Annotated in this window: 15 protein-coding genes; 6 read left to right on the forward strand and 9 right to left on the reverse strand. The window is 67.6% G+C overall.

Going from position 1 to position 16,362, the window contains the following annotated elements; translation table 11 throughout:
- Positions 1-171 precede the first annotated feature (171 nt).
- From XCSCFBP4642_RS0123045 to xanC, 8 genes are all read right to left on the reverse strand, one after another.
- Positions 172-609: a hotdog family protein gene (locus XCSCFBP4642_RS0123045; RefSeq protein ID WP_029221853.1), complete on the reverse strand. Its 438-nt coding sequence runs from the start codon at positions 607-609 to the stop codon at positions 172-174.
- Positions 596-2,962, reverse strand: a complete 2,367-nt coding sequence (locus XCSCFBP4642_RS0123050) for an MMPL family transporter (protein ID WP_029221854.1) — start codon at positions 2,960-2,962, stop codon at positions 596-598. Before XCSCFBP4642_RS0123050 ends, XCSCFBP4642_RS0123045 begins: the two co-directional genes overlap by 14 nt.
- 135 nt (positions 2,963-3,097) lie before the next feature.
- The gene (locus XCSCFBP4642_RS0123055; RefSeq protein ID WP_033898740.1) at positions 3,098-3,745 is read right to left on the reverse strand and encodes a LolA-related protein; all 648 of its coding nucleotides are present in this window, start codon (positions 3,743-3,745) and stop codon (positions 3,098-3,100) included.
- On the reverse strand, positions 3,669-4,643 hold the full coding sequence (locus tag XCSCFBP4642_RS0123060; RefSeq protein WP_029221856.1) for a lysophospholipid acyltransferase family protein: 975 nt from the start codon (positions 4,641-4,643) through the stop codon (positions 3,669-3,671). Before XCSCFBP4642_RS0123060 ends, XCSCFBP4642_RS0123055 begins: the two co-directional genes overlap by 77 nt.
- Positions 4,640-4,927 (reverse strand): ApeI family dehydratase, encoded by a 288-nt coding sequence (locus tag XCSCFBP4642_RS0123065; RefSeq protein ID WP_029221857.1) that lies wholly within the window; start codon positions 4,925-4,927, stop codon positions 4,640-4,642. Before XCSCFBP4642_RS0123065 ends, XCSCFBP4642_RS0123060 begins: the two co-directional genes overlap by 4 nt.
- 10 nt (positions 4,928-4,937) lie before the next feature.
- Complete coding sequence (locus XCSCFBP4642_RS0123070) at positions 4,938-5,687, reverse strand: lysophospholipid acyltransferase family protein (RefSeq protein ID WP_029221858.1); 750 nt, start codon at positions 5,685-5,687, stop codon at positions 4,938-4,940.
- A 54-nt stretch (positions 5,688-5,741) separates the two neighbouring features.
- Positions 5,742-6,425, reverse strand: coding sequence for a COG4648 family protein (locus XCSCFBP4642_RS0123075; RefSeq protein ID WP_029221859.1), 684 nt, complete (start codon positions 6,423-6,425; stop codon positions 5,742-5,744).
- 37 nt (positions 6,426-6,462) lie between these two features.
- Positions 6,463-6,732 (reverse strand): xanthomonadin biosynthesis acyl carrier protein XanC, encoded by a 270-nt coding sequence (xanC, locus tag XCSCFBP4642_RS0123080; RefSeq protein WP_029221860.1) that lies wholly within the window; start codon positions 6,730-6,732, stop codon positions 6,463-6,465.
- A gap of 262 nt (positions 6,733-6,994) precedes the next feature.
- Here xanC and XCSCFBP4642_RS0123085 point away from each other — a divergent pair, with 262 nt between their 5' ends.
- The 3 genes from XCSCFBP4642_RS0123085 (at position 6,995) to XCSCFBP4642_RS30300 (ending at position 9,890) form a co-directional block, all read left to right on the forward strand.
- Positions 6,995-8,365 (forward strand): NAD(P)/FAD-dependent oxidoreductase, encoded by a 1,371-nt coding sequence (locus XCSCFBP4642_RS0123085; protein WP_029221861.1) that lies wholly within the window; start codon positions 6,995-6,997, stop codon positions 8,363-8,365.
- A complete protein-coding gene (locus tag XCSCFBP4642_RS0123090) occupies positions 8,362-9,369 on the forward strand; it encodes a chorismate transformation FkbO/Hyg5 family protein (RefSeq protein ID WP_029221862.1) in 1,008 nt (335 codons plus the stop codon). Before XCSCFBP4642_RS0123085 ends, XCSCFBP4642_RS0123090 begins: the two co-directional genes overlap by 4 nt.
- 341 nt (positions 9,370-9,710) lie before the next feature.
- Positions 9,711-9,890: a hypothetical protein gene (locus tag XCSCFBP4642_RS30300; protein ID WP_228325639.1), complete on the forward strand. Its 180-nt coding sequence runs from the start codon at positions 9,711-9,713 to the stop codon at positions 9,888-9,890.
- Positions 9,891-9,976: 86 nt separating this feature from the next.
- On the opposite strand, the gene XCSCFBP4642_RS0123100 is transcribed toward XCSCFBP4642_RS30300, so the two are convergent.
- On the reverse strand, positions 9,977-11,320 hold the full coding sequence (locus XCSCFBP4642_RS0123100; protein ID WP_029221864.1) for an AMP-binding protein: 1,344 nt from the start codon (positions 11,318-11,320) through the stop codon (positions 9,977-9,979).
- 981 nt (positions 11,321-12,301) lie between these two features.
- On the opposite strand from XCSCFBP4642_RS0123100, the gene XCSCFBP4642_RS0123105 reads away from it, so the two are divergent.
- From XCSCFBP4642_RS0123105 to XCSCFBP4642_RS0123115, 3 genes are all read left to right on the forward strand, one after another.
- Positions 12,302-14,668 (forward strand): prolyl oligopeptidase family serine peptidase, encoded by a 2,367-nt coding sequence (locus XCSCFBP4642_RS0123105; protein ID WP_029221865.1) that lies wholly within the window; start codon positions 12,302-12,304, stop codon positions 14,666-14,668.
- A gap of 382 nt (positions 14,669-15,050) precedes the next feature.
- Positions 15,051-15,767 (forward strand): hypothetical protein, encoded by a 717-nt coding sequence (locus XCSCFBP4642_RS0123110; protein ID WP_029221866.1) that lies wholly within the window; start codon positions 15,051-15,053, stop codon positions 15,765-15,767.
- Entirely contained in the window at positions 15,764-16,324 is a 561-nt protein-coding gene (locus tag XCSCFBP4642_RS0123115) for a membrane protein (RefSeq protein WP_029221867.1), read from the forward strand. The genes XCSCFBP4642_RS0123110 and XCSCFBP4642_RS0123115 overlap by 4 nt, the downstream gene beginning before the upstream one ends.
- Positions 16,325-16,362 lie beyond the last annotated feature (38 nt).

Below are 16,362 nucleotides of genomic sequence, written 5' to 3' on the forward strand. Positions count from 1 at the left end.
CCGGAGGTCTGACCATCGAGCGCAACCTCTGCGTTGCGCCCTCGCATCGCCGCGACGCCGCGGGGCAACACACCAGGTCCATGTGGACGTGCGTGCAGAGCCCATTGCGCGTGGATGCCAACTGTGCGCCAGCATCCGTGCGCAGCGCGGCTCCACGCACGAGGCGTGGGATCACGCCTGCGCCTGACCCAGCATCACCGTGGCACGGCCTTCGGCCAGCAGTTGCGCGCCTTGGCTCAGGCGGAAGCTGTATTGCTGGCTGTCCTCGCCCTGCATCAGCACCTGCGCCTCGCACACGATTGCATTGGGCAGCTGCTCCAGATAGGCCACATGCAGCTCTACGCCGCGCAGGGCCACCAGCATGCCCGGGCGCACCGGCTTGCCCGAGGCGCGGCCCAGCAAGCCGCCATGTACGGCCATCGCCTGCGCCCCGTATTCGCATAGATGCAGCGCGCGCAGGCGCCCGGCGGCGCGCAACGGATGCGTCTGGTCGCGGTGCGCGTGGCTACGCAGCACGATGCGCTGCGCATCCCACTCCACCACGTCTTCCCACAGGCACATCGCGCCCCGGTGCGGAATCAAGGTGGCAATCGCGTCACGTCCCTGCATGCGGCTCTCCGTTGGCCATGCGTTCCTGCGCCGGTTCGCGCGACACCAGCAAGGCCAGAATGAAATTGAACAATACCCCCAGCGCCACCGTGCTGCCGATGGCACGCAAGACCGGAATGCTGGAGGCGGCCAGCAAGGCGAACACCAGCAGCGTCATCAGGCTGCACACGATCAGGGCATGCAGCGTGCGCAGCTGATCGGCATGGTCGTCGCCGGCATGATCGAAGAACAGCGCGTAGTCCAGACCAAGCCCGGCAGCCAGGATCAGCGCGATCAGGTGGAACAGAGTGAGTTCCACGCCGATGCCGCGCAGGATGGCAAGGATCAGCACCGTGGTCAGCGCCATCGGCAGCAGCACGCGCACGATGCGGCGCGGGCTGCGCAGCGCGATCGCCACCGTCGCCGCCAGCAGCAAGGCGGCCAACACCAGCGCGCCGAGCACGCGTCCACGGTAGGCGGCCACCAGCGATTCGGACGCGTCCTTCAGGTCCAGCAGCTGCGCACCACTGCCCTGCACCGCCGCTGCCAGCACTGCCGGGTCGCGCAGGCCGGTCAACGACACCAGCGCGGTGCTGCGGTCGCCACGCCCCAGCAGGAGCCCACCGACCGAGGTAGCCAGCGGCGAGCCGACCAGATCCCTGGGCAGCAGCGGCGCGGCATGCTTGGCCGTGTCCAGATCCTGCAGGAAGGGCGCAAACGCATCGCTACGCAATGGCGTGCTCGCTACCGCCTGCTCGGTCATGGCGCGCGCCTGCGCGGCATCCGGCAACGCCGCCTGACGTGCCTGCTGGGTCCGGGCGCTGGGCAGGTACCGCGCGGCCATGTCGTAGCCGCTCAGCGCGCCGGCGCGCACCAGCGCATCCAGACGCGGGCGCAGCTGCTCGCTGGCCTGCAGCGCGGCTTCGTCGCTGGCCGCAGGCACGGCAAGCACGTAGCGCACATCCGGCGCACCCAGCTCCTGGCGCAGGTGGGTGTCCTGGGCCAATGCATTGGGCGGTACCGGCGTCAGCTTGGAGAGATCGTTCTGCCAGAACTGACCGGGCGCGAACGCGATCACCGCGATGCCGATCACCGCCATCACCGCCAGGCTGATGCGCGGCCGCGGCAGCCGTGCGATGCCGCGCCACAGCGTGGCCAGCAGCCGCGAATCGGCGTGGTCGCGCGCGGCCGGGTCGATCAAGGCCGGCAACAGCCAGCGTGTACTCACCGCGGCGGCGGCCAGCCCGGCGATGGTGAACACCGCCAGCTGGCGCAGGCCGTCCACCCCGGAGAACAGGAAGGTCACATACGCGATGCAGGTGGATACCACGCCGGTGGCCAGCGTCGGCCATAGATGCCGCGCGTTGTCGCGTGGATCCAGACCGGGGCGCTGATGACTGAACAGGTGGATCGGATAATCCTGCACCACCCCGATCAAGGTGAAGCCAAAGGCAATGGTGATGCCATGCACGCCATCGAACAGCAGCGCCACGGCGGCCAGCCCGGCCAGGCCAGCGCTCGCCAGCGGCAACACGCCAAGGACCGGGATCTTCCAGCTGCGGTAGGCGATCAACAGCAGCAGCACCAGGCCCACCGTATCGAGCGTGCCGATCCACTGCGATTCGCCCTGCGTGCGTGCGGTGATTTCCACCGCAAACGCTCCCGGGCCGGTGAGTGTCAGCCGTGTGCTGCTGCCTTGGGTGGCCGTGGCAAACGCCGCCTGCACTGCGTCGTAGGCCCGCTGCTGCCCGGTGGGATCGAAACCGGCCGCACGCGTCTGCGCCACCAGCAGAGCCGAGCTGCCGGCACGGTCGAACCACACCTCGTTGCGCGTCTGCGGTGCGGCCGCTGGCTGCAGGGTTTCGGCCAGGTGCAGCACCTCCAGGGTGGGGTCGCGTGGCAGCAGTGGCTCCACCAGCGCCGCCGCCGGCGAGCCCAGATCCTGCACGCGCGCCTGCAGGGCCGCTTCCAGGGTCGATGCGTCCAGCCGTGTCGTGTCGAAGCTGTCGCTGAGCAGGTAGCGGTACGGCAGCAAGCGTTCCGGAATCCCCTCCAGCCCGGCGTTGCCACCGTTGCCAACCAGTTCGAACAGGTCCGGCTGTGCGGACAGCGCTTTCTGCAGTTGCTGCGACTGCTCGGCCAGGGTGACCGGGTCGCTGTTGGACAACGCCATCAGCAGCAGCCGCGATCCGGGGCCTTCGCCGAGTTCTTCGATCAGGAGTTTCTGCGCCGGCGTGCGCGGGGCGGGCATGAATTTACGCAGATCGCCGGTGACCTTGAGCGTCTCGCTCAACCAGAATCCAGCGACCGCCAGCAAGGCCAGCCACAGCAATGCCAGGCCGATGCGGCGGTTTGCAGTCAACTTAAACGCCATGGACACGCCTCGCTGTGCCAGCGCAACGTCCACTAGCCCAGCGCGCGGCAACGGGCGTCGTCGGCATCGTGCGCTTTCCGGCTGCGACTGGTGTGATGTTTCTGGGGACGAGGCAAGCAGCCATCCCGCGCGCGGTCACGCGCCCGGACCGTGGCAGAGCGTCGTCAGCGCTACGACATCGGTCACGTCGGCCGCCGCGCGGGCCGCGCCGGCCAGCAGCGTGCGCTGCACATCCCCCTTGGCGGGTACGCTTTCGATACACCGCAACTCATCATTGCGGCCATACAGACGCAGTTCGCGCACCTGCTTGGCCACCGCGGCGTCCTTGGGCTGCAGCGTCAGCTGCCAGGTCTGCGCTGTACCTTGCCCGCTGAGGCGATACTGCTGTTCCAGCAGCGCGCGGTCGCCGGCCAGCAGCGCGCCGAAGCCGGATTTCAACCCGGCCAGCTCGGGCACGCGGCTCAACGAGAAGCGGCGCGGCGGCTTGCCGTCGCGTTCCAGCACGCCCTCATCGCCCTGCAAGGTGGTGGTCTCGTGATACGGCGCGCTGACCTCGCGCACCAATGTCTGCGCATCCGGGCGGCGGTAGTGGCCCTGCACGCGCAACGGCGTCTTCAGCAGCGCCGAGCCACGCAGTTCGACGAACTCGGTACTGACCGGCGCAGGGCGCGCCAGGCGCTGCAGCACCATGCCGACGTCCAAGGCCTCAGGCGGTGCGGCGCATAGCGGTGCGGCGCTGAACAGCAGTATCAGCATCCACGGCAGGGTGCGGCGCATCGGCATGGTGGGTATTCCAGAAATCGTAGAAGTTGAACCAGTTGTACGGCGCATGGCGCGTGTAATGTTCCAGCCTGGCAGCGTAATCGCGCATGAGTACCGCCAGCACCGGGGCGCGCTGGCGACGCGGCAGGTCCAGGCCTTCGCTGAAGGTCTCGAAGGCCAGTTCGTAGTGATTGCCGCCGCGATACAGGCCGAACGCCAGCACCACCGGCACCTTGAGCGCGGCGGCGATCAGCCACGGCGAGGTCGGGAACATCGCATTGCGGCCCAGGAACATCGCCGGCAGCGCCGGGTCGCCCTCGCGCGGACGGTCGATCAGCAGCGCCACCAGCGCGCCGGCATCGGTCGCGTCCTTGATCGCCATGACGATCGAGGTCGCGTCCATGCCGGCATCGATGATGTTGGCGGCCAGTTGCGGGTTCAGCGCGCCCAGCAGGTCGGTCATGGCGCGGTTGTGCGCCTTGTCCAGCACCACCTTGACCTGCACGTCCGGGCGCTCGGTGGCCAGCACGCGCAGCGCGTCGAAACTGCCCAGGTGCGAACCGAAGATCAGCACGCCGCGGCCGCGATCCATCTGCGTATGCAGCTGGTCCAGGCCGGTGATGTCCACGCGGAAGCGCTGCATCTGCCCGCACAGCATGTACACCCGGTCCAGGATGGTGGAGGCGAAGGTGTGGATATGCCGGGCCACGTCGCGCAGCGTTGCCTTCCGGCCCAGCACCCGCGCCAGGTAGGTCCGCGAGGCGGCGCGTTCGGGCGCACGCACCAGCAGGAAGTACAGCGTGATCGGGTACAGCAGCGCACGTCCCACCGCGCGCCCGGCGTGGCGGGCGATGCCGCGGATCAGCCATAGCGCGAAGCGTCCGCCGCCTTCGGGACGCTGTTTCCAGTGATTGCTCATACCATCGCCTCCGCCACCAGTTCGCCACTGACCAGCAACTGGTCGGCACGCTGCACACGAAAGCGCCAGCGCGGGCCGTCGCCTTCCAGCGTGACCGACGCGGTCTGGCCCGGCAGCAGCGGCTGCACGAACTTCACCTGCGGCAGCCGTGTCGCCGCGCGCGGGCCATGCAGCGCTTCCACGGCCTGCAGCACATGGTCGAGCACGACCACGCCGGGCACCACGGGGCGACCCGGAAAGTGCCCGGGCAGGCAGGGATGATCATGCGGCACGACGAAATCCATAGCGCGAAACTCAGATCCTGGGTTGAAGCATTGCAGCCACGGCCTTGTGTGCCTGCTCGGTCAGTTGTTGGCGATCCGGCACATCCGGCCCGGTCACCGCGATCGGCTCGCCGATGCGTACGCGGATGATGCCGGGACGCACCCTGAATACACCATCCACCGGCAGCACCTTGCCGCAGCCATCCAGCGCCACAGGAACCACCTGCACGCCAGCATCGATAGCGGCCTGCAACAGCCCGGCCTTGAACGGCAATAATGCGCCGCTGCGGCTGCGGGTGCCCTCGGGAAACAGACACAACTGTTTGCCCTCACGCAGCAGCGCGGCAGCCTGCCGCCGCACCATCGCCCCGGCCCGCCGACTGTCGCGATCCAGGAACAGCATGCCGGTGGCGCGCGCATACCAGTTCACGAACGGCACCTTGAGCATTTCTTCCTTGAGCAGGAACCGCAACGGCACCGGCAATGCATGGAACAGCGCGCAGATGTCGATGATCGACTGGTGGTTGCTGACGAACAGGTAATTCTTGGACCAGTCGACCCGCTCGCGGCCTTCCACGATCACCTTGGCGCCCGCGCCGCGGAACAGCACCGGCGACCACATCCAGCCGCCCATGCGCAGCAGGCGATCAGCATCACGGGTGATCGCCAGCAACACTAGCGCATAGACGATGCCGCCGGCGGTGAACACCAGCGTGAACGCCAACTGCAACAGGTTGAACACAGCCCACGCCAGGCGCGACGGCATCCTTGCCAACGGCATTTTTATCTTGTCCCCGAAACTGCGCACGTACGTCGGTGCCCTTGGGCCACGCCCTCAGCGTAGCAAATCGCGCCAGAATGCCGGCCCGAGCCGCGCCATCTGCCGCATGAAGTCCGGCAGATTACGATAGGGACGCTGGGGAAACCAGCGCCCGCGCAATAGATATTCCCCAACGAAGAACCCGCCAACCACGCCGTACACCAGCAAATTGGCGAACAACGAGGCGCGCGCATCGCTGATCGGCAACGGCGAGGCATAGCCCAGCTGCGCCAGCACGCCACTGGGTTCGGCGCACAGCCCCAGCACCAGGTTGACCAGGGTCAGCCCGCACAGCAGCAGCGCCCAGGCCAGGGTGAGCCTGCGCGTATAGCGGTACTGCTCGGGCGTGATCGGCATCCCGGCCTGCTGGTACAGCCCTTCGACGATACGGGCGATCAGCGGCGTGCGCCCGCGTCGCAGGCTGCGCCCGAAGAACCAGGCCACCCAGCCGGTGAACACCACCGGCGGTGCGGCCAGCAGCAGCACGGCGTACGGCGAGTGCCACAATGCGCCCAGGCCGACCAGGATCAGCACGCCCAGGCCCCAGGCCCATGGCCGCCGCGCCACCAACGGTTCGATCAACACCATCAGCACCAACGTGGCGCCGGCGATCACGGCCAGTTCGGGGCGATGGCTGGCGTTGGCCCAATGCGCCAGCGGCGAGTACGCCACCGCCAGAAGGACGCCTACGCCCAGCACCCACGGCGGCGGGTCACTGGCCGCAGCGGTCGGAACCTCAGACGGTCTTGTTGGCTTCAACATGCGCCGACAATGCGCGCAGCGACGCGAAGATGCGACGGTTCTCGTCGTTGTCCGAGCGCAACTGGAAGCCGTAGCGCTTGCTGATCGCCAGCGCCAGTTCCAGTGCATCGATCGAGTCCAGGCCCAGGCCGGTGTTGAACAGCGGCGCCTCCGGATCGATGTCGGCGGGTTGGACGTCTTCCAGGTTCAGGCCTTCGACCAGGAGTTCGGCCAGTTCACGTTCGGCAGCGGTTTGCGAGGACATCCAGAAAGTTCCAGGGTGAGGGTCGGGCAGGCGTCGGAGCAGGCAATCGACAGCGCGCAACCAGTCTGGTGCACGCGGCGCATCGAGCCGGCAGTGTACGTGGTCGTACCTGTCGCGTCCGAGCGCGTCCCGCGGCGCACCGGCGATCGTCCTGTCCTTGCGGTGGTGGTCAAGCGTGATCTCGGCAGCCAGACAGATGCCCGGGCTGCCGGACAGGCTATCATGACTGCATGACGCTCGCCCGCTGCAGGTTCGTTCCAGGATGACTTCCGCCGTTGTTCGCCCCATCCCGACCGCCACGCCGGCAGCCGGGCCGGCCCCTGGACCGGAGTGTCCGGACGTAGTGATCGTTGGCGGCGGACCGGCTGGCTGCGCTGCGGCAATCGTACTGGCCGAGCTCGGCTGGACGGTGACACTGCTGGAGAAGGCACAGCATCCGCGCTTTCACATCGGCGAATCGCTGCTGCCGATGAACATGCCGATCCTCGAACGCCTGCGCGTGCTGGATCAGGTCCGCAGCATCGGTGTGCTCAAGCGCGGCGCGGATTTTCCCAACGACGCCGGCGGCTACAACACGTTCCGCTTTTCCCACGCGCTTAACGCCAAGGCCGACTTCGCCTTCCAGGTGCCGCGCGCGCAGTTCGACGAGGTGCTGTTCAAGCGCGCGCGGGCAGTCGGGGTGGACGCGCGCGAGCAGGTCACCGTCGAACAGGTGGACCTGGACGGCGACCAACCGCTGCTACAGGCGCGCACGGCCGACGGCCGGATCCAGCAATTCCGTCCGCGTTACCTGCTCGATGCCAGTGGCCGCGACACGTTCCTGGGCAACCGGCTCAAGCTCAAACGCGCCAATGCCAAGCACCAATCCGCAGCACTCTTCAGCCATTTCCGCGGCGTTTCCCGGCGGCCGGGAGAGGATGCCGGCAACATCAGCATCTACCGGCACGCGCATGGCTGGATGTGGCTGATTCCGCTCCCCGACGACATCATGAGCGTGGGCGCGGTCTGTTACCCGGAATACATGAAGACCCGCAAGGGCGACAGCGAGGGGTTTTTGATGCGCACGCTGGCGCTCAACCCCGAAGTCACCGAGCGCATGGCCGATGCGCAGCGGGTGGCGCCGGTGCATGCTACCGGCAACTACGCCTACGAATGCACGCGCATGGCCGGGCCGCGCTGGCTGATGCTGGGCGATGCCTATACCTTCGTCGACCCGATGTTCTCCTCCGGCGTGTTCCTGGCCATGCACAGCGCCGAACGCGGCGCAGCCATGGTGGACGCGGCGCTGCGCGCGCCGCAGCACGAAGCCAGGCTGCAGCGCACCCTGCAGCGTGAGCTCAACCGCGGCATCGACGAGTTCAAGTGGTTCATCTACCGCTTCACCTCGCCGACCATGCGCACCCTGTTCGCGCAGCCGCAGAACACCTGGCAGCTGGAGCAGGCGGTAGTGGCAATGCTGGCTGGCGATGTGTTCGACAGCCCCAAGGTCCGCCTGCGCCTACGGGCATTCCGCGCCATTTATGCACTCACCACGCTGTCGATGCTGCCGCGTGCCTGGCACTCGTGGCGCCTGCGTCGACGCCAGGCCAGGCTGGATTTTGACGGCGACACCCTGCAACGAGACAGTCAATGACCGCTTCCCCGGCCCACACCGCGCAGCCACTGCGCCACCCCCGCCTGCAGGTCGATTACGTCGACCAGACCGATCCGGCCGCGCTACTGACCGATCAGCAGGTGCTGGCGGTATTCGGCTTTGGCACAACTGCGCCACACCTGCACGACCCGCGCTATCTGCGTGTGCCGCTGCAGCCGTACCAGGCCGATATGCTGGAAGTGTGGCGTACCGATGCGCCGGTGCGTAGCGGCCGCGATGGCAACATCGCCTGGTCCAGCGACGGCCGCCTGCAGTTCGGCGTGATCGAAATCGACGAGCGGGATGTCGATATCGAAGACGCCGCCGCCAAGGCCTATGCCGAGATCACCGCCTTCGTCAGCGGAAGCGACACCCCGCGCCTGCTGCGCATCTGGAACTACCTGGATGCCATCACCCTGGGCAGCGGCGATCGCGAGCGTTACCGTCAGTTCTGCGTGGGTCGCGCGCGTGGGCTGGGCGCGTTCGACACCGCGCGGCTACCGGCCGCTACCGCGGTGGGCCGTTGCGATGCCGAACGCATCATCCAGATCTACTGGCTGGCCGCCGCCGATGCCGGCACCCCGTTGGAAAATCCGCGCCAGGTCAGCGCCTACCACTACCCGCGTCAGTACGGCCCGCAGCCGCCGAGCTTTGCGCGCGCCATGATTCCTCCGGCCGGCAGCGACATGCCGCTGCTGCTCTCGGGCACCGCCGCCGTGGTCGGGCATGCCTCGATGCATACCGGCCAATTGCTGGCGCAACTGGAAGAAACCTTCGCCAATTTCGATGCGCTGCTCGGTGCTGCACGTGCGCATGCACCTGCATTGCCCGCGCAGTTCGGCGCCGGCACCCGGCTGAAGGTGTATGTGCGCGAGCAGGACGACCTGGCCAAGGTCGCACACGCCCTGGATGCGCGCTTCGGCGATGCGGTGCCGCGCCTGCTGCTGCACGCGGTGATCTGCCGCGACGAGCTGGCGGTGGAGATCGATGGGGTGCATGGCTAAACCCCGGTTGCCGCAGCTGCCGCCTGCGGCGCGGTAACGCTCGTCCCGAGGCATGGCGCAACGCGCCAGGGACCCGACCCCGCACATTCCTGGTCGGTGACGCTGTGGCCCGTTCCGCCCAGGCCGTCCAGGCCGCCGTGGCCATCGGCTGACAAACGCAGACATCTCGCCGCTTTTGAGCTGGCCTTCGACCCGACGCGCGTGCGGAAACCACCACGCTGTTGCTTGCGATCGTATTGGCCGCAGCTGTACCGAGCAGCCCACAGCGGTTCATCGGGCCGGCATTCGAGGCGCTGGCCGCGCAAACCGATACCGCGTGTCCATCCGGACAGGCCAGGTCGATGACGCCTGGCGATCTGGATTTTACGCAGGAAACATTCGAAGACCAACTGGCACCCCACGACCGCGCGCGCCTGGATGCAGCCGACACGGCGGCAGCGCGTTGCGCCGATCGCAATGGCCTGACATATCCGGTCGAAGCAACACTGGACGCGCTGCAACGCACCCATCTGCTGGCGTAGTTTTCGCGTTATCTCTGCGCGCATCCAACACCTGGATGACCGGCACGCAGGATGCGCGCTCCACGGCGCAGCTGCGCGTGTACTGCTCAGCCGTTGAGCAGGCCCAGCACCAGATCACGCGGCAGCTTGCCGGTTTCGTTGCGTGGCAACACCGCGAGCTTGCGCAGGCGGCGCGGCAGGAATACCGGGTCGACGCTGACGCGCAGGGCGGCGAGGATCTGCTCCTCGTCCAGGGACGGGGCGACCACCAGTGCGGCGATGCGGCCGACGGCGTGCCCGGACTCCGGTGCCAGTTGCACCATGATGCCGTCGACCACGCCGGGGATGGCGAGCAGGCGGCAGGTGAGATCGGCCAGCGAGGCGCGTTTGCCGGCGATTTCCAGCAGATCGGCCTGGCGCCCGCGCACCTGGAAACGGCCGTCTTCTGCAACGTCCATCATGTCGGCCAGCAACACCGGCCAGGCCAGATGCGGCGCATGGACCAGCGTGCCGGCAGCTTGGGTTTCCAAGCGTACGCCCGGCAGCGGCGTCCATGCGGCCTCCAGCGCGGTGCGGCGCACCGCAAATACGCAGGTTTCGGTGGAGCCGAACATCTCGCGGACTTCGCCGCCGAAGCGCGCTTCGGCCGCCGCCGCGATCTCCTGCGCCAGCGGTGCAGTGGCCGAAACGATGCCGACCAGCGGCGGCAACACCACGCCCGATTCGACCAGCGCGCGCAGATGCACGGGCGTGGTCACCAGCACGCGCGGCTCCGGAACCTCCGACAACGCGCGTGCCACATCGTCCGGAAAAAACGGCCGGCCGGCGTGCACCGCCAGCGTGGTCACCATCGGCAGCAGCACCGACAATTCCATGCCGTACATGTGCTGCGGCGGCACCGTGGCCACCACGTGCGGCACCGCGTCGGTGTGCGCCCACAGGCCTTGCAGCGCAACCAGATCCTGCCGGGTACTGGTCAGGAAGCTGCCCCAGGTCTTGGGATTGGGCTGCGGGCTGCCAGTGCTGCCGGAGGTGAAACCGATCGCCACCAGGGCGTCGTCGGCCAGTTGCGGTATCGGGCCGTCGGCTTGTGGCAGCTCGGTGGGCAGTTGCCAGTAGCGTGGCGGCACCAGCTCCAGCGCCAGATCGCCCAGGCAATAGGCATCGGCGTGCCGCGCCTGCACCTCGCCGACCACGGCCGGCGCGCGCGAGGACGGCAGCAGCGACACCTGCCCGCGCAACGCGCAGGCATAGAAGGCCACCATGAACCGGTAGCGGTCTTCGCACAGGTTCACCGCATGGCGCCCGTCGGGCAGCTGCTGCGCCAGTCCGTGCACGTGCGCGATGAAGGTTGCCAGATCGACCGACTGCCCCGCGCGCCACGCCAGCGGGCGGCCAGGCGCGCCGATGGCCATGGGGTGGGAAACAGCAGAAGCAGGCAGGCTGGGCATGTGTATCGACAATCGCAAAAGCGCGCTAGCTTGGCCGCCGCCCGGGCCGCTGGCAAGTCGGGAACTTCCCGGTCGCTGGTGCGGCAGCGCTGCACTGCAGCCATCGCGGCCAGGCGCGGTATCCAAGCGCAGGACGGCAGCGGCGCGCAGGGCCAGAGGCACTGGCGAACCTCGCCCAGTAGCGCGTGCCGTGCAGGAATTGGAATTGGAATTCACGTTGGCGTTGGCGTTGACGCCAGCGTCGCTGTCGATGAGTCAGCACCTGCGCACGGCCGTCTGCCGGAATGATGCGAGCCGGCATCCTGGCGGTCGATTGCGATGTCGACTTGCATCCCCACCAACGCGCGTCCAGGGGTGGCTGCCCGACATTACAGGCACCACTGCGGCGGCGAGTGCGGACGGCAGCGACGAACGGCTTTGCACGGCTGTTTGATACCGCACCAGACACCGACGGTACTGATCCAGAAGCCTCGCGGCAGCGGCGTCGCTGACCCCTGATACCGGCGCACGCGATCGGTTTCTGCATGTGCGCTCCATCTTCTAGCAATCATCAATACGCGGTCCATCACGCCGCGCGCAGGACTTCTGCAGCACGTGCAGAGTAGTCGCCAGTCGCCATGCAAGCTTGCAGGGTTGTGGATTCTTTCCGATTCCGCCGCTGACGATTGTCTGGCGCAACGCAGCGCATCGCGTGCAATGCAACATCGCGAGCCGTGGGCCCGGCAGGCCACACTGAAGCAGTCACTTTTCGCACCGTTGCATATCCTCCGATGCAGGCCATGGCGCGACGTAGCGCAGCACGCCTACCGCAGTGGCATCTATCGCTGCGAGTGCCCACAATGGTCGCGCTCGCCTCACTAGCCTCATTGCATGTCATCGCCAAACGCAGCCCACGCATGACCTGTGGCCCAAGCCCCTCGCGCGGGCGAGCTGCTAGGCTTGCCTGCTCTCCGTTGCGTCCCGTTGTCTCCGATGCCCAGACTGTTGCCACTGACCCTCCTGCTGCTGGCCGCCACTGCGCATGCGCAGTCCGCCGCACCGCTCACCATCGAACAGGTGATGGCCGATCCGGACTGGATCGGGCCGTCGGTCGAGCAGGCGTGGTGGCAGTGGGACGGCAAACAGGTGCAATACCTGCTCAAGCGCGACGGCAACCCGGTACGCGACACCTACCGCCAGAGCATCGACGGTGCCGCCGCCGAACGCGTCGCCGATACCGCACGTGCCGGCCTGGATGCCGCAAACCCCAGCTATGACGCCACCCGCCAGCGCATGCTGTTCGCGCGCAACGGCGACATCTTCCTGCGCGATCTGCGCTCGGGCGCGCTCACCCAGCTGACCCGCAGCAACGAGGTCGAATCGCGCCCGCAATTCGCCAGCGATGGCGGTGCGATCTGGCGTGCGGGCAACAACTGGTACTACTGGCGCGCCGATGGCGGCACCGCGCAGGTCGCCGTGGTCAAGGCCGAGCGCGACCCCAATGCCGCACCCAAGGCTGATACGTTGCGCGAGCAGCAGCTGGCCACGCTGGCGACGCTGCGGCACGACCGCGAACAACGCGATGCGCTGCGCACCCAGGAAGACGCCTGGCGCCGTGCCGATGCCACCCGCGCCGCCGCGCCGGTGTACCTGGGCGATGAGGTCGAGATCGTCGACAGCGCCTTGTCGCCGGACGGCCGCCACCTGCTGGTGGTCACCCAGGCCAAGAATGCCGAAGAGGGCCAGGCCGGCAAGATGCCCAAGTACGTGACCGAATCCGGTTACGAGCAATTCCAGGAAGTGCGTACCCGCGTAGGTCGCAACGCGCCGGTCGCGCACGCGCTGTGGCTGGTGGACGTCACCGCCGGCAGCGCGCGGCAGCTCTCGTTCGACGCGCTGCCGGGCATCGCCACCGATCCGCTGGCCAGCCTGCGCAAGGCCGCCAAGCGCGATGCGCTCAAGGGCAACCGCGCGGTGCGGGTGGAAAGCGATGGCGATGGCAGCGGTCCGGCGGTGCACTGGAGCGACGACGGCCGCAACGTGGCGGTGGAAATCCGCGCCACCGACAACAAGGACCGCTGGATCGCCAGCGTGGATCTGGACGCGGCCAAGCTGCAGCCGCGTCATCGGCTGAGCGATGGCGCCTGGATCAATTGGGACTTCAACGATTTTGGCTGGCTGCCCGACAACCGCACGCTGTGGCTGCTGTCGGAAGAATCCGGCTATTCGCAGCTGTACACGGTGGAAGACAACGGCAAGCCGCGTCAGCGCACGCGGGGCAAGTGGGAAGTGTCGATGCCGGTGCCCAATGCCGATGGCAGCGGCATGTACTTCCTGTGCAACCAGAAGTGGCCGGGCGACTACGAAGTGTGCAAGCTCGACCTGCGCACCGATCAGCTCACCGAAGTGACCGCCTTGACTGGCGTGGAAGGCTTCAGCCTGTCGCCGAACGGGCAGCAGTTGTTGGTGCGTTACTCCGGCGCGTATCTGCCACCGCAACTGGCGGTGGTGCCGGCCGCCGGCGGCCAGGTCAGCGTGCTCACCGATACGCGCACACCGGCCTTCAAGGCGCAAACGTGGATCGCGCCGCAATACGTGCAGGTGCCCTCCAAACACGGCGCCGGCACGGTCTGGGGCAAGTACTACGGCCCGCAGACGCCCGAGCCGGGCAAGCAGTATCCGATCGTGATGTTCGTGCATGGCGCCGGCTACCTGCAGAACGTCTCGCAGCGCTACACACCGTATTTCCGCGAGCAGATGTTCCACAACCTGCTGGTGCAGCAGGGCTATATCGTGCTGGATCTGGACTATCGCGCCTCCGAAGGCTACGGCCGCGATTGGCGCACCGCGATCTACCGCAACATGGGACATCCGGAGCTGGAGGATTATCTGGACGGTCTGGACTGGCTGGTAGCGACCAAGCAGGGCGATCGCAATCGCGCCGGCATCTATGGCGGTTCCTACGGCGGTTTCATGACCTACATGGCGCTGTTCCGCAGCCCCGGCACCTTCAAGGCCGGCGCGGCGCTGCGGCCAGTGGGCGACTGGATGCAGTACAACCACGAGTACACCTCCAACATCCTCAACACGCCCGAGCTCGACCCGCAGGCCTACAAGACCTCCTCGCCGATCAACTACGCCGACGGGCTGCAGGACCATCTGCTGATCGCCCACGGCATGATCGACGACAACGTGTTCTTCAAGGACTCGGTGGACATGACGCAGAAGCTGATCGAGTTGCACAAGGACAACTGGCAGGTGGCGCCCTATCCGCTGGAACGCCACGGCTTTACCCGCGCCGACGCGTGGCTGGACGAGTACAAGCGCATCCTCAAGCTGTTCAACGAACAGGTGAAGCCGCAGCGCTAACCGGATGCGGCACCCATTGCGAGATGGGCGCAGCGGGTGCTGAAGGAACGCGCCGTCGCGTCTGCAGCTGTGGCGATTCACGCAAGAAGCCACGCCTGCGGTACAGGCCAGGCAGGTATCGGACTGCTTGGACCAGCACTGCCCTCGTTTGCCCGTGCAACGTGGCCCGCGCAGACGTACAGGCCGGCCGCGAGTGCCGTGCCGCCGGATGCCTCGTTGCCATGCGCTCACCTGTCCGTACGCCAGCGGCTCTAAGCTTGGCGCCAGGATCGGCAGCGCGATGCTGCGTTTGCGCCGCGCTGTACCGGCCTGCCGCATGCCCGGTGCGCCGCGGGCGTAGTGGCGATGACCAACGACGCTATGGCGCACACGAGGAGACGCGATGGGCCTGTGGGACCGTTTGTTTGGACGCAGGACCGCCGCGGCGCAGACGCCGCGCACCGAGCCCACCGTGGCGTCCGCCGCTGTCGAAGAGAACGCAGGGACGGCGGTCGATATCGATCCGGCCCTGCAGCCTGCGCTGGCCGCATTCCAGCGTGGCGACCACGTTGGCGCCTATCACGCCGCGCAGGTGCAGCTGCAGGCAGGGGCCGACGCACAACGGCTATGCGCGTTGTCGCTGAGTGCACTGGACCGCTACCGCGAGGCCTATCCGCATTGGCTGGCGCTGTACGAACTGGAGCCCACCGCGCACAACGCGTTGCAGTTGGCCACCACAGCGGTGATGTGCAACGAGATCGCACGCGGTGAGCAGTGGCTGCTGACCTTCGACGATCTCAATGCGCAGGAACGCTCGACCTCCCCGGCCGCCGCGCGTACCAGCTTCCTGACCGCGCTGACCCGCGCCGGCCATGGCGCGCATGCCCTTCCGCATCTGGAATGGCTGCGCGAGGCCTATGCGGGCATGTCGATCACCGACAGCCATTTTCTCTATGTGCGCGGCCTGCCATTCCTGGACGCGTTCCTGGAACGCAGCACGCCGTTGCTGCGCGAATGCCTGCCGGCGCAGGCCCTGCCCGGCTGGTATGCACAGCTGCAGCCCGCGCTGGACCCGTCCGGGCAGGCGGCGGTGGCGGCCCATATTGCCTGGCTGCAATGAATGCCCCACTGCGCACATCGTTGCAGCCACGCGGCGGGTTCGTGGCGCCGCTGGCCTGGGTGTCGCTGCTGCTGGGCGTGGTCAGTGCGCTGGCCAATCTGTTCCAGGTCGTAGTGCTGGTGGCAGTGCCCGATGCCACCGCGCTTGCGTTGCCCGCCGGCATGACCATGCCGCACTCCTGGCAATGGCTGATCGACCACGCGATGTCGCTGTCGGTGCTTGGCGCGGTGCTCTCGCTGGTATTTACCTGGCTGAGCTGGGCGCTGCTGCAGCGCCGCGAATGGGCGCGGATCGGTTTCGTGGCGGTGCTGCTCGCCACCGGGCTGCTGAACTTCGGTGGGCTGGCAGTGATCGGGCCGCTGTTCGACGGCGTGCAGGCGATGCTGCCGGCCGACCTGTCCAACAGCCCCGACTGGCCGCAGATGCAGGCGCGTCTGCAGGCCACCCGTCAGATGGCGCTGGTCCTGACCGGGCTGGGCGCACTGGCGATCGGCGGCGTGCACGCGGCACTGGCCTGGCGGCTGTGCACGCCGACGGTGCGCGCCGAGTTCCGCTGACCGAACCCGTCAGGGCGGGCACTCTACGCATCGCCCTG

It is taken from the genome of Xanthomonas cassavae CFBP 4642 (assembly GCF_000454545.1).
Lineage (GTDB): Bacteria > Pseudomonadota > Gammaproteobacteria > Xanthomonadales > Xanthomonadaceae > Xanthomonas > Xanthomonas cassavae.

Coding starts and splice junctions, on each gene's coding strand:
- XCSCFBP4642_RS0123045 (WP_029221853.1), bottom strand. CDS start 609: ATGCAGGGACGTGACGCGATTGCCACCTTGATTCCGCACCGGGGCGCG.
- XCSCFBP4642_RS0123050 (WP_029221854.1), bottom strand. CDS start 2,962: ATGGCGTTTAAGTTGACTGCAAACCGCCGCATCGGCCTGGCATTGCTG.
- XCSCFBP4642_RS0123055 (WP_033898740.1), bottom strand. CDS start 3,745: ATGCCGATGCGCCGCACCCTGCCGTGGATGCTGATACTGCTGTTCAGC.
- XCSCFBP4642_RS0123060 (WP_029221856.1), bottom strand. CDS start 4,643: ATGAGCAATCACTGGAAACAGCGTCCCGAAGGCGGCGGACGCTTCGCG.
- XCSCFBP4642_RS0123065 (WP_029221857.1), bottom strand. CDS start 4,927: ATGGATTTCGTCGTGCCGCATGATCATCCCTGCCTGCCCGGGCACTTT.
- XCSCFBP4642_RS0123070 (WP_029221858.1), bottom strand. CDS start 5,687: ATGCCGTTGGCAAGGATGCCGTCGCGCCTGGCGTGGGCTGTGTTCAAC.
- xanC (WP_029221860.1), bottom strand. CDS start 6,732: ATGTCCTCGCAAACCGCTGCCGAACGTGAACTGGCCGAACTCCTGGTC.
- XCSCFBP4642_RS0123085 (WP_029221861.1), top strand. CDS start 6,995: ATGACTTCCGCCGTTGTTCGCCCCATCCCGACCGCCACGCCGGCAGCC.
- XCSCFBP4642_RS0123090 (WP_029221862.1), top strand. CDS start 8,362: ATGACCGCTTCCCCGGCCCACACCGCGCAGCCACTGCGCCACCCCCGC.
- XCSCFBP4642_RS30300 (WP_228325639.1), top strand. CDS start 9,711: ATGACGCCTGGCGATCTGGATTTTACGCAGGAAACATTCGAAGACCAA.
- XCSCFBP4642_RS0123100 (WP_029221864.1), bottom strand. CDS start 11,320: ATGCCCAGCCTGCCTGCTTCTGCTGTTTCCCACCCCATGGCCATCGGC.
- XCSCFBP4642_RS0123110 (WP_029221866.1), top strand. CDS start 15,051: ATGGGCCTGTGGGACCGTTTGTTTGGACGCAGGACCGCCGCGGCGCAG.
- XCSCFBP4642_RS0123115 (WP_029221867.1), top strand. CDS start 15,764: ATGAATGCCCCACTGCGCACATCGTTGCAGCCACGCGGCGGGTTCGTG.